A 12748-nucleotide genomic window follows, 5' to 3' on the forward strand; every position below is an offset into this window, starting at 1 on the left:
AATTTTAAAAGGCTTTGATTAAATATATTTTAGTTAAAGCCTTTTATTTACAAAAAGTCAATAGCCGAAATTTCACTTTCTATAATCAATGATTTATGCAAAACCTGTATAATCTTCTGAAAATACGAGTAATCAATATCTTCGCCTTTATGAGATTTTAAATATTTATCCAATACCTGATATCCGCCAATTTTATACAGCCAAACTTCTTTTGATACATTATCAAAATAAAGACTTTTGTTTATAAATAGCCTGTTTTCTTTTTCATTGTAAAGAGGCTTTTCTATTTTGTTGTTTTTATCATCTTTGTATAAACCCTCTCCTATATCAGCATTCAAATCATTATCTTTCATCAAATGAAGATTATACAATTTAGTACCTAGTGAGCTTAATTTTATAAATATATCCTTAGAATCCGTAAAAGGAATTTTAGGAAAATCTATTTTTAGGAAATCAATATATTTAGTTCTGTAAGTTTTGTGAAACAGCACAGCATAAATATAGCCTAGTATATCTTCAGGCGAAAAATTATAATCATATTTTTTATCAATGAAATTTCTAAAATTAACAGTAAAATTTTCTATCTTGTATGAATTTTCAAATGGATTTTCTTCATACTGCTCAAATAAATCTCCAACATTATAATTTTCAGCTTGAATAGCTTTTTTAGCACTAGGAGTATTGTATAAATATAGAGGAGCAAGAAAATCTCCACCCTGCATACCAGGAGATGACCAACTCCTAAAATCTATTATTTTATTAGTAATAAATCCTTGACCGCTATCTAAAAAAGAAAATCCCCTTTTAAATACTATACCTATATTATCATAATCTTTCGAAAAATGCTCCATTATATCTTTTCTTGCTCTTTCTATTTTATCAGTATCATAATACACAAATCTTTTATCAAAAGGACGGTAATTTATAGTTTCTATAAAAGAACTATTAAATTCATTATAATAATTTTTAACTTGCTCTTCCAATTTTTCTTTGTTTAAACCTATTAATACAGAATCCTTTGATGTTACTATGCCAACATTATAAAGTCTAAACATATCTTTTACACTATAAAAATTATCATACTCTTCGCGTAATTCTTCATCTTGTTTGACAAACAAAAAGAAAGGCTCTTTATATTCTAATTTATGCCACTCTATACTTTTTATATTATTATCAAGAAGAAAATTATATTTATATTCTCTCTTTCCGTACAAATCATAATAATATACATTAGCATAATCACTGCCATGCTTATAATATGACGGATTTAATTTACTATCTTCAACTCTTTTATCTTTTATTTTTTGACTATGCTTTACAAATATATTTATACTCACGCCCTGCATTATGTCAAATACATTTTCATCTTTGCTGCCGTCTGGACATACTTCTTTTTTTCTGGTATTGCCATGCAAATTTACAATATATATTTCATCAAAACTTTTTAATAAGCTGTAACGCATACCTCTGAAAGTAGGATTATCCAAAAATGAGTTATTAGAAATAAAGCCGAATATTCCGCCTGCCTTTTGATTATCTATTTTCTGCTGTGCAAATCTTATAAACTTCACATAATCATCAAGAAGCCATTTAGGATTTTTCTCTTTTTCTACTTTACCGTTTCTTGTGATAGCCAAGGGAGGAGATTCCAATCCGTCTTTATATTCTTTTCTTACCTCTTCCTCAAATATACCTTTATTGGCACTTGCTCCGCTGTATGGAGGATTGCCTGTTATTATAAGAATCTCTTTTTCTTTTGTTTTCTGTGCGAGATTCATCTCTTCATTAAGCTCTTCAAATATATTATTTTTCCCTTTGCTCTCATCTAAATCTATATTTTCTAAAGTGTTGGTTAAAAATATATTTAATCTCTCATCATCTTCTAAATTATAATTAAACTCTTCTTTAAGTGTTTGAGATATTTTAAGATGTGCTATTGTATACGGTGCTATCATAAACTCAAAGCCGTAAAATTTATTTATTAATTCTTTAGGATTATATTTAACAGAGTTTTTTTGATAATATGATAAAGCTTTTCTAAAAGAATCAAGTAAAAATGTACCTGTTCCCGCAGCAAAATCCAAAAGAGTTATATTAGTTTCTTTTTCTAATGCATCGCCTAAACCTTTATTTTTATTAAAATACTCTTTTAAAACTATATCTATAGAATCAATAATAAAATTAACTACGCTTTGAGGAGTATAATAAACGCCTCTAAGCTCTCTAAGTTCCGGATTATATTTATACAAAAAAGTTTCATAAAAATGCATATAAGGATCTTTCTGAGAAACTGTATTATCATATTTATTTAATTCTTCTACAATAGATACAATATTTATATGATTAGTTATATTTATTATTTCATTTAAAAGCCATTCTATAGTTTTTAAGTCATTAATATTTAACTCTTCCAAATCCTGAAGGAATTTACTCATAGCTCTTATTAATGGGAATGATTTAGGTATAAACTTAGTAACATTATATAAATCGATTTTTTCATTAGTATTGAGTCTTGCTAAAAATAAACTATAAGTAAGTGTCTGTGCAAAATTATCGCAAAAGTCTGCAAAACCTATTTGAGAATAAATTGTACTTTTAAATATATTATATAAACGCTCTATATGATTATTATTTTCAAGTTCGTATAAATCATCTCTTAATATTCTAGTACGCATAGCTAAAGCATCTGCAAACTCTAAAGCTGTATTTATAGGTTTAGGCTCTCTTGAGAAAAATATTTTAAATATATCTGAAAGTTTTTTACTTACTTCTTCAAGTTTAATTTTTTTATAATTTTTAATCTCGCTTAATTCACATATTCTAACTTCATCAATAATATTTAAGTTTTCATCAATTAATATGAATCTCAAATAATCTGTAATTATAATGTTATCACTCAAAAGAAGATATTTTTTTATCTGCTCGCTTTTAATAATTTCATCAAGATTGGCATTTACTCTTTTATTTTCAATATAGCCCAAAACAAGAGAATCAATAGTAACTAAAAAATCAGGTGCCCCTCTGCCCTCTTTATCATTGTTTGGTTCATGTTTTATATTTATCTTATTAAAATTAAGATTATTTTTTATAGCATTTAATAAACTCTCTAAAGAAGCTCTATAACTATGCTCTTTATCTTCAGTAGTTATATCTTTTATGCTTTCTAAATATAAATATAATTCTTTAATCATAATATAATCCTTAATTTTATATTATAATAAAAAATATACCATTTGTCAAAATGATATATCTATACAAACTAATAAAAAATAAACTTTAATTAAATATAAACTTGACTAAAAATTATATTTATGTTATCATAATACAACTATTTAAGAAAATATATAGTTATGGAGAGATGCCCGAGAGGCCGAAGGGAGCAGTTTGCTAAACTGTCGTAGGCAACCCCTACCGCGGGTTCGAATCCCGCTCTCTCCGAATCGGTTTATATATGATTAAAAAAATTTCTATTATATTCCTAGCTGTTTTTATAGCAGCATTTTCTCAGGAAACTAATACACAGACTAATCAAATAATTAATACTAATGAAAATATACAAAATACAGAAACAAATTTCTTTAATACTCCGCTAAACAATACAAACAATATTAATGAGCCTGCTATACTTCAGGATATTAGAAATATAGAAAACAGAGCCCAAGTAAGTAACGGCTGGATGTTTTTTAAAGCTATTATCGGTTTTATAGTTACACTAGTTGGAATATATTTAGTATTTATGTATATGAAAAATAAATCTAAAAAAGTTTCTGGTTCTTCTGAAATTATAAAAGTACTTGCCACTACTCCATTAGCACCTAATAGATATGTTTCTATAATAGAAATTGTTGATGATATGTATTTAGTTTCTATATCAGATCATAATATTAATATGCTTTCAAAAATTGAAGATAAAGAAACTAAAGATCAAATTAAAATGATGTATATTAACTCTAAAAACAATATAGTAGATGACAGCTTTAAAAATATTTTAAATCAAACTCTTTCAGTATTCAAACAGCCAAAGATGAAAGAAAAAGATCCTTTAAAAACTACTTCTGAAATAAGAGAAAGACTTCATGATCTTAACTCAAATAATCCTACTAATAAAGAAGATAGTCAGAAATAAAAATTAATAAACAGTATATGCTGAAAATTTTTAAGTTTATAAATTTTTTTATTCAACTTTTTTCCGCCTTCGCTCTGCGGGCTTCGACAAAAGTTGCAAAAAGTGCAATTGCTAGAAATTTATATTTAAAAATATTTATTAAAGATAAAATATAATCTAAATGTAGACTGCTCCTTACCTACGGCACGCTTCGCGAGGCGGACTTCTCCAAATGCAGTTCTTTCGCCACAGCAGACATTCGTCATAAAAGAACTTGGGCACAGCTTGGTGGGCAAAGCCCTGCAAATATTAAAATTAAAAAAATTAATTTTTGACAAACTGTATTTGTTTAGGTATATAATAAAACTTAATTATTAATTGATATTTTATTCAAATGATTTATTATATTTGCAATTAAATATTTTAATAAAGGAATTTCAATGAACGATATTTTAAATTTAATGAAAAATTTAACTAATGCATTCGGACCTTCTGGTTTTGAAGATGACGTTATAGAAGTTATAAAAAATAATACTTCATTTATAGATAATGAAAGAGATTCTATAAATAATCTTTATTTAGGATTAAACAAAATAGATAAAAATAAACCTATAGTAGGTTTGGACTGTCATATAGATGAATTAGGATTTATGGCAGAACATATTAATGATAATGGCACAATATCTTTTATACCATTAGGAGGCTGGCATATACCTAATATAGTATCAAACTCTGTAGTAATAAAATCTTCAAGCGGGGAATATGTTAAAGGAGTAATAGGTTCAAAACCTCCTCATTTTATGACTGAGGAAGATAAAAGAAAACTTCCTTCATTAAAAGATATGTATATTGATGTTGGAACTAGAAGTAAAAAGGAAACTGAAGAAATATTCGGCATACAAATAGGAGACCCTATAGCTCCTGATGTTGATTTTAGGTATGATGACAGGACAAAAAGTATATGTGCTAAAGCAATAGATAACAGAGTTGGTGCTTTATGCGTAATAGAAACTTTAAGAGCTTTAAAAGATGAAAAATTAGATGTTAACTTGGTTGGAATAATGACAGCCCAAGAAGAAGTAGGTGCAAGAGGTGCTGCTGTAGCTTCAAATAAAGTAAAACCTGATTTGGTTATAGTATTTGAAGGCTCTCCTGCAGATGACACATTTTACTATGGAGATAGAGCTCATGGTGCTATAGGAAGAGGCTCTCAGCTTAGAGTAATTGACGGCGGTATGATAACTAATCCAAGACTTAATAAATACACAATAGATATAGCTAAAAAAAATAATATAGCTCATCAAGTGATTGTACGTGAAAAAGGTTCTACTAACGGAGCTGTTTATCATAAAACTAATTTAGGTGCTCCAAGCGTAGTATTGGGTGTAGCAACAAGATATGCTCATAGTCATTACTGTTATGCTTCTTATGATGATATAATAGCTTCTATTGATATTGCTAAAGAATTAATAAAAACTCTAAACAAAGAAAAAATAAAAGAATTTTAATAAAATGTAATTAAATAATAAAATGGTATTATGCTGTAAAAAACATAGTACCATTTTTTATATTTTATAATTTATTTTCTCACTATATCTTTAAACTTTGAAACATCAAACATTCTTGTAGTTTTGCTTTTTTCTAAAGAAGCACGTACTATTAACATATCAGCATCAAGCAAATTATCATAAACATAATCTGGTTTTAAAACTATTGAACTTAATTTATCTTCACTAGCTTTGCACTCTAAATTGTCAGGCAAATCATTATCAAATCTGAAAAATGTTTTATGCTGAGCAAATACAAAATCTTTACTGTTCCAATCTATTATTATTTCTTTACTATTATTTACTTTATTAAGTTTTACAATTAAATATGTATCCTCACTCCAAGATGATAATTTGTATGCTAATAATTTATAAATATAGTAATTATCATCTTCTAAAACTTCCCAATCATTTTTTTTTATCTGATATACATTAGGATCCATTATATCTTTATCGTCCATATAAACCCTCCAAAACACTATTAATATTTATTATCATATAGTTATATTTACTTTATACTATACTTTTAATTAAAAGTAAACCTTTTCATATATATTTTTCTTATTTTATTTTTATCTTTATATCCGTAATAAACACATGATATAATGCCGTTATCTTCAGCACACCAAGGATATCCGCAGTCTGTACTTTTCATAGAAGAATCTATTATAATCTCTTCATTTGAAGCTTTATAATTAATTTTTTCTATATCAAATATATCATCAGCATTGTCAAGTAAAATAGCTCTTATACCATAAGGTTTTAATCTGTATCCGTAAGTAAGAAGAAGTTTACCATTACTTAAAAATAGAGGATTTAATGGATATCCTTTTATATTAGTAAATATTGGTCTTGAAAAAGTTTTACCTTTATCTTTTGAATAACTTATAGAAGTTAATCCGTATTCATTATTAATATGCGTTCTTATAAATGCTATTATATTATTTTTATAATTTAAAAGAGAAGGTTCAACATATTCTATTTTTGAGTTTTTTCCATTTATTTTTTTATAATCTGTTTCAGATAAAAAAGTTTTAAGTTTCCAGTTAATTAAATCTTTACTAGATATAATATAACATTGATATTTAGAGTTGTTTTTATTTATATTTTTTTTATAAGCATATATTGGAGCAAGTACTTCACTATTATTTAATTTACACATACTCCCTCTAATTGCAAAGTTTTTCATTATAGTATTATCATTATTTATTTTTATAATATGAGGAGTAGAAAAAGTTTTTCCATTATCATAGCTCATACATACACCTATTCCATCAAGCAATGCTATAGTGCTGTCATATTCTATAAAAGTATAATCTTTGAATAATTCTTTTTCATTGATGGGGTGAAATGTATATCTGAAATAGTATGCCATTATAGTTTTATCATCTATTCTAAAAAGCTGTGCATCTTGTTTTGCTGCTTCATCATCTTGAGCAAACTCAAATACTTTCTCTACCATATTTTTATTTATGATAGCAAGCATTGATTTACTTAATGAATGAAGATGAGAATAATGTTTTTTTATTTTTGGTGCTAGTCTGAAACTTACTAAATATCTATTATTATCAAGCTTAACAACACTAGGAAAAGCAGGATATAGATTTTTATCTTCAAAAATTATAGTTTCATATAAAATATTTATTTTCATAATATAGCCTTAAAGTCATATACAATAATTTTCGGTATAAAAAAGCCTGCATATACAAAAATATATACAGGCTAAAAAATATATAAATTGTTAATTAAAATCTTAATGTTATACCTATTCTAGGCAAAAATAAAGCTCTTATATTAGCAAATACACCGTATTGTTTAAATTGTTCAAGATACTGTATTTCAAACAAAGGAGAAGCCCAAGGTGCCGCATAATAACCTATATCAAATAAAGAAATATCTAAACCAACCTGTACAGGCCAATTAGCACCTGTTTTCGGAAATAATTGTATTCTCCAGCCAAGTTCAAAAGATAAATAAAAACCCCCATGTGAATATATATCAGACAAACCAGCTTCAGTCAAAGCATTTCCAGAAATAGATAAAGCAGTACCTCCAATTCTAGGAGATATAAAGAAACCAAAAGGGGCATTTCTACCAAAGAAAAATTTAACATTTAAAGACCATGGTACAGTAGAAAAACCTATTTTATATTTATCTATTTTAAGTTCTCCAACAGAAAAACCCACATCAAGCCCTACAGTCATAAAATCTAATGGGGCAAAATCATAACTGAAACCTAAACCAAAAGCATAATGTTTTAATTTAGTATCAATATAATTATTAGCCATTCCCCCTGTCATATTATCTATCATGCTTTGAACAGTAGGCTCCATAATCCCTACTCCTATATCAAAAAGCCCCGCATATAAAGTATGTCCAAAATTAATACCAAACAAACTTCTTCCATGCATATAATCCAAAAATGCATTTCCTGTAGGCTCTCCTATATTTTGGGAAAATGCTGAAACACTGCTTAAACTCAATATAAGCATAGTAATAGCTATAATATTTTTAGTTTTCATATAACAGACTCCATTTATTAAAATATTATAAAAACACGATTAATATACATTAAAAAATAAAAAATGTCAATATTACATAATATAATTAATATGATTAATATATACTTTCAATTAAAATAAACACATGTTAAAATGATTATATATTTCAATTCTGCATATATTCATAAATAAAAATTATTAAAGGATATATAAATGAAAAACAATAAAATTAATCAAAGATATAGAAATATAAGAAGACAAAATATTAATAAAAAAAGACAATACAATAAAAAAAATATAATACAAAAAGTATAAAAACTAATAAATTAAAAGAATTTCAAGAAAATATTTCAAATAAAGCTAAAGAATATATAAATGATGAAAATATAAAAAAAATTAAAGATTCAGCTGAAAAGGGATTTCAAAAAGCTAAAAATTTCACATCAGATAATATAGACAAATTTCAAAAATATATTGATGAAAAAGATATAAGAGGAAAAGTTAAAAATATTACAAATGCTGGTATTGATAAAATAAAAGAGCATTCAAAAAAGAAATATATAACTAGATTTTTAAAATTTATTCATAGATATTATATATTAACTTTTTTAATTCTTTTTATAATATCAATTTTAGTATTTAGAAATATATATATCACTCATAATGAGAAAATAGAAAACTCTCTTAATTATTCAATTACAAATTTTGCTCCATCATTAAATAATATTATAATAGCAAGAGAAGATTATTACACAAATATTATAATAAGTAAAATATCAAGCAATAAAAATATAACAAATAATATAATACTAAAAAGCACATCTTTAGACAATTTAGAAACTTCATTAAAAAATATTTTGGATAATTATAATATAAGACTTCAAACTTCATTAAATGAAACTGTAAAATCTTCTAATAATCTTATTAATTTTTGGTTTGCATTTTTAACTGTTATAATAATAGTATTTACATTGATAACATTAATAATAAATAATAATATATTAAAAAAATCAAAAAGAAAAATAAAAGTATTTAATAATAACTATAATAAAAAATTAAAAGAAATAAAAATACATATTAAAAACTTTGAAAAATTAAAAAAAGAAAATGATAAAACTATAGAAATAAATACTCTTTATAACTTAGCAAATACTCTATTTGACTTAAAAGACTATAATAATTCGATTTACTATTATGATAAGGTGCTGGAATTATATAATAATTTTATTTACGGTATTTATAACAAGGCAGTATCATACTATTATATAAATGACTATGATAAATGTGCAGATAGCTTTATATATTTATACAATAAAGAAATCTCAATAAAAGACTTGGTACTAAAAAATATTATAGAACTTGCAAATAAAAATATAGAAAAAGCTATTCAGTTTTGCCGCAATGAAAATATAGATTATAAATCATTGCAGCAAAAGGAAGAAAAAATATCTATATTCGATAGAATAAGAAATATTTTATACTAAAAATTTTTAAGTTTGTAAATTTTTTGGTTCTTTGTGCCAACAAAAGAACTGTGATGCAGCAAGACTGTGTGCCTGCAATATTTTAAATTAAAAAAAATTATTTTTTGACAAATTATAGTCGTTTAGGTATATACTAATAATTTTTATAAAAAATTAATAATTATTTAAAAATATCATTAGTGGCATCATACCAAAATACAAAGTCCAAATATTCCATAGGTATTTTTTCGCTTTTTGAATATTCAACCAAATTCGATTCGCAGCTAAGATAATTATTTTTTGTAAGGCTTGTTTTTGGCGTCATACCTTCAGGCAGAATGCTTAACTTATCCATTACACGCATTATATGTCTGTCAAGTATAGCAATTTTTTGACCGAAACCTATATTTCTAAGAAAATGGCTAGCCTCTTTAAGTCCGTATCCTTTAACTTCTTTTGCTAATTCATTTCTTAATTCTACCATAGTATCATTTTTTAAAGCTTCATTGATTCTATCTTTCAATACAAACTTCTCATTAGGAAAATAAATCTTTCTAGCAAGCACTATATTTTCAGCCTTCATATTATGAAATCTTACATGTTTTATTAGTATATTAGCTACTTTTTCAGCACTTCCTTTGAAAAGCAAATTATTATTATACAAATCAATTATAGCAGCAGCCCCGCTTCTAGCCTTTGTCTGAGGCGTACATATACAAAATGCAAGTTCAGCAAAAAGTCTTTTATCATTATCTCTTTTAAAAACCCTCTCAAAATATTCAAGTCTTCTTTTCATTCTCTCATGAAGAACTTTATCTTTATATATACCCATCAAATGTTTAGCATATTCTTTATCCATAATCAGCCTCTAAAACTAAAATATTATTAGAGTGATGATACTACTATATAAATTAAATTTCAATATATAAAATACTTTATTAATATTTAAACTCCACAGTATAATGCGTAACAGCCTCATCGGGCATAATATATTCTCTGTTATTCATTAAAAGCTCAAGCATATCAGCCCTAGCATCATACTCCATACCAGCACGTACATTTTTTACATAATTATTGACAAAAGGATCAAAATAAGTTCCATCTCTTAATTCTTTTGCTGTTTTTCTCAAATCATTTATTACAATAGAATAATCTTTAATAGTATTATACATATATTCTATTTGCTTATAGTCTACAAGCTGCACTGCTTTATTATTAATATTAAGCATAACATTTTCACCGCCGCTTTGCCATACCATTAATTTATCTGTATAATCTATAGGAGTGATAACTGTCCAATCTTCATCTTTATTAGGCTCTTTATCTTTGGTTAAAAACTGATTAAGACCAGCACTTTTTATATGAGCTTCTGTGATAGTAAAATATTCCTGCCCGCTGTCATAAGCAGCTCTTATTTCTTCATAAGGAGGAATAGGAACATAATAAGTTTTATTATTTATTGTATAAGTTGAATAAGGAGAATTGTCAGATTTATAATATCTTCCATTATCTAATCTTACCCAATTAGGCTCTTCAGGAGTTCTTATCTTTTTTTGTATAGGTGGTAAATCTCCTCCAACATATTGATCATAAGAATATACCGAATTAGCATTATCATAAGCTGAGGAATTAGGCTCTATATTCCAAATTACGCCGTCGCTGCTTGACCATATAGTACTATCATTTTCAAAAGACTCTTTTTGAGAAGTCCAATAAGGAGGGCTTATCCATTCCCAATATGATCTTTCGCCTTTTGTAACATATATTTTATCTTTATCATAGCGAACACCAAGATAGCTTCTTTGTCCCCAAGGAGTATTAATCTTCTCCCAATTAGCACCTATAGATGTATCTTTATTTTTATATATTCTGTAATAAATGTTCTTGCTTGTTTTAAATGGTCCCTGACTTTCATTTCGGCATCCGCTTGGATTTTGCTCATCAAAATCTTCTTCTAAACCTATTAAATATATATAATCCTTAAACTCTACAATTTTATAATATTTAGCTCCGAATCTTCCTTGAAAGCTAGCATTAGGGTCTGTACTTACTGAAGGAAAAGTTTTATAAACATTATCATCAGAACCTTCTGTTGTCCAATTTATTAAATCTGATGATGTTCTTACTTCATTATTAAAAGTTATGCCTGTGCGAAATGAATGATAACCTTCTTCACCTTTACAGTCTTTAGTAGTAAAAGAACTTGAAGAATATGAATACTTTCCATAATAAGAATCTTCATATAAAACTCTGTTTTCTTCTATTACATTCATTCTTAATAAATCATCATATCCTTTACTGTCTTTATCATAAACTACTATATTTCCGCTCTCATCTATTTGAAGTATTATATCTTCAGCTTTTTTATTTAATGCTTTGCTTTTAGTATCATAATCATACATATAGTCAGCCAATATATACCATTTGCCTTGATATTTGAACTTTCTTCTAAAACTTCCGAAAACTTCTCCGTCTTTAGCGGGTACTGGATTAACATCAACATGACTTGGTATTGTGTCTTCAGGCAATGTAAAATCAGTTGGAGGCGGTATATGTGTAGGGCTTAAAATATTAATCTTCTTACAGGATATTATCATCACTATTATTAAAATCAATAAAAGAAGTAAAAAATAAATTTTCTTGTTAATAAAATGATTTTTCATAGAGAAACCTTTAAATAATTTTTTTATTACTGGAATTATAAATATGTTTAAAATGAGATGTTTATTTATAGCTTTAAAAATTATTCTATTATTTAAAATTATATACTTATTAATTTTATATGCATTCTTGATGTGATATAATATTTTGAATAAAATTAGGCAAATTTTTTTTGATAACTTATAATAAGCTGAGTTTATATCATTGGCTTGGCTTGGCTTGGCTTGGCTTGGCTTGGCTTGGCTTGGCTTGGCTTGGCTTGGCTTGGCTTGGCTTGGCTTGGCTTGGCTTGGCTTGGAACCTTAAGCAGAAATTATTTAATAACAAATTATACATACTCTTATTCTATAATATAAATATGATTTTTTCAACTTTTATTATATATTTTTTGTATAATTAATAATTAAATATAATAACATAATTCATAACTCTAATAATAACTAATATTGATTAATTAATATATTTAATTTA

Annotated in this window: 9 protein-coding genes and 1 tRNA gene; 4 read left to right on the forward strand and 6 right to left on the reverse strand. The window is 26.0% G+C overall.

What is annotated here, in order from left to right; genetic code table 11:
• Window positions 1-47 precede the first annotated feature (47 nt).
• Window positions 48-3191 carry a type ISP restriction/modification enzyme gene (locus BMUR_RS02530; protein WP_013113028.1) on the reverse strand — a complete coding sequence of 1048 codons (3144 nt, stop codon included), beginning with the start codon at window positions 3189-3191 and terminating at the stop codon, window positions 48-50.
• 161 nt (window positions 3192-3352) lie between these two features.
• Here BMUR_RS02530 and BMUR_RS02535 point away from each other — a divergent pair.
• From BMUR_RS02535 to BMUR_RS02545, 3 genes are all read left to right on the forward strand, one after another.
• A tRNA-Ser gene (locus tag BMUR_RS02535) sits at window positions 3353-3438 on the forward strand.
• Window positions 3439-3451: 13 nt separating this feature from the next.
• Window positions 3452-4126, forward strand: a complete 675-nt coding sequence (locus tag BMUR_RS02540) for a FliO/MopB family protein (RefSeq protein ID WP_013113029.1) — start codon at window positions 3452-3454, stop codon at window positions 4124-4126.
• Between the two features lie 419 nt (window positions 4127-4545).
• A complete protein-coding gene (locus BMUR_RS02545; RefSeq protein ID WP_013113030.1) occupies window positions 4546-5613 on the forward strand; it encodes a M42 family metallopeptidase in 1068 nt (355 codons plus the stop codon).
• Window positions 5614-5684: 71 nt separating this feature from the next.
• Here BMUR_RS02545 and BMUR_RS02550 read toward each other — a convergent pair whose 3' ends face one another.
• From BMUR_RS02550 to BMUR_RS02560, 3 genes are all read right to left on the reverse strand, one after another.
• Window positions 5685-6113, reverse strand: coding sequence for a hypothetical protein (locus BMUR_RS02550; RefSeq protein ID WP_013113031.1), 429 nt, complete (start codon window positions 6111-6113; stop codon window positions 5685-5687).
• 65 nt (window positions 6114-6178) lie between these two features.
• Window positions 6179-7303 (reverse strand): sialidase family protein, encoded by a 1125-nt coding sequence (locus BMUR_RS02555; RefSeq protein WP_013113032.1) that lies wholly within the window; start codon window positions 7301-7303, stop codon window positions 6179-6181.
• A 94-nt stretch (window positions 7304-7397) separates the two neighbouring features.
• Entirely contained in the window at window positions 7398-8174 is a 777-nt protein-coding gene (locus BMUR_RS02560; RefSeq protein WP_013113033.1) for a hypothetical protein, read from the reverse strand.
• A gap of 836 nt (window positions 8175-9010) precedes the next feature.
• Here BMUR_RS02560 and BMUR_RS14880 point away from each other — a divergent pair.
• On the forward strand, window positions 9011-9637 hold the full coding sequence (locus tag BMUR_RS14880; RefSeq protein ID WP_013113035.1) for a tetratricopeptide repeat protein: 627 nt from the start codon (window positions 9011-9013) through the stop codon (window positions 9635-9637).
• Window positions 9638-9797: 160 nt separating this feature from the next.
• Here BMUR_RS14880 and BMUR_RS02570 read toward each other — a convergent pair whose 3' ends face one another.
• A complete protein-coding gene (locus BMUR_RS02570) occupies window positions 9798-10475 on the reverse strand; it encodes an 8-oxoguanine DNA glycosylase (RefSeq protein ID WP_013113036.1) in 678 nt (225 codons plus the stop codon).
• Between the two features lie 79 nt (window positions 10476-10554).
• On the reverse strand, window positions 10555-12279 hold the full coding sequence (locus tag BMUR_RS02575) for a hypothetical protein (protein ID WP_013113037.1): 1725 nt from the start codon (window positions 12277-12279) through the stop codon (window positions 10555-10557).
• Between the last annotated feature and the right edge of the window lie 469 nt (window positions 12280-12748).

It is taken from the genome of Brachyspira murdochii DSM 12563 (genome assembly GCF_000092845.1).
Taxonomy (GTDB): Bacteria; Spirochaetota; Brachyspiria; order Brachyspirales; family Brachyspiraceae; genus Brachyspira; species Brachyspira murdochii.

Excerpts from the sequence above, each read along its gene's own strand:
- BMUR_RS02530 (WP_013113028.1), bottom strand. The coding sequence starts at position 3,191 with ATGATTAAAGAATTATATTTATATTTAGAAAGCATAAAAGATATAACT.
- BMUR_RS02540 (WP_013113029.1), top strand. The coding sequence starts at position 3,452 with ATGATTAAAAAAATTTCTATTATATTCCTAGCTGTTTTTATAGCAGCA.
- BMUR_RS02545 (WP_013113030.1), top strand. The coding sequence starts at position 4,546 with ATGAACGATATTTTAAATTTAATGAAAAATTTAACTAATGCATTCGGA.
- BMUR_RS02550 (WP_013113031.1), bottom strand. The coding sequence starts at position 6,113 with ATGGACGATAAAGATATAATGGATCCTAATGTATATCAGATAAAAAAA.
- BMUR_RS02555 (WP_013113032.1), bottom strand. The coding sequence starts at position 7,303 with ATGAAAATAAATATTTTATATGAAACTATAATTTTTGAAGATAAAAAT.
- BMUR_RS02560 (WP_013113033.1), bottom strand. The coding sequence starts at position 8,174 with ATGAAAACTAAAAATATTATAGCTATTACTATGCTTATATTGAGTTTA.
- BMUR_RS02570 (WP_013113036.1), bottom strand. The coding sequence starts at position 10,475 with ATGGATAAAGAATATGCTAAACATTTGATGGGTATATATAAAGATAAA.
- BMUR_RS02575 (WP_013113037.1), bottom strand. The coding sequence starts at position 12,279 with ATGAAAAATCATTTTATTAACAAGAAAATTTATTTTTTACTTCTTTTA.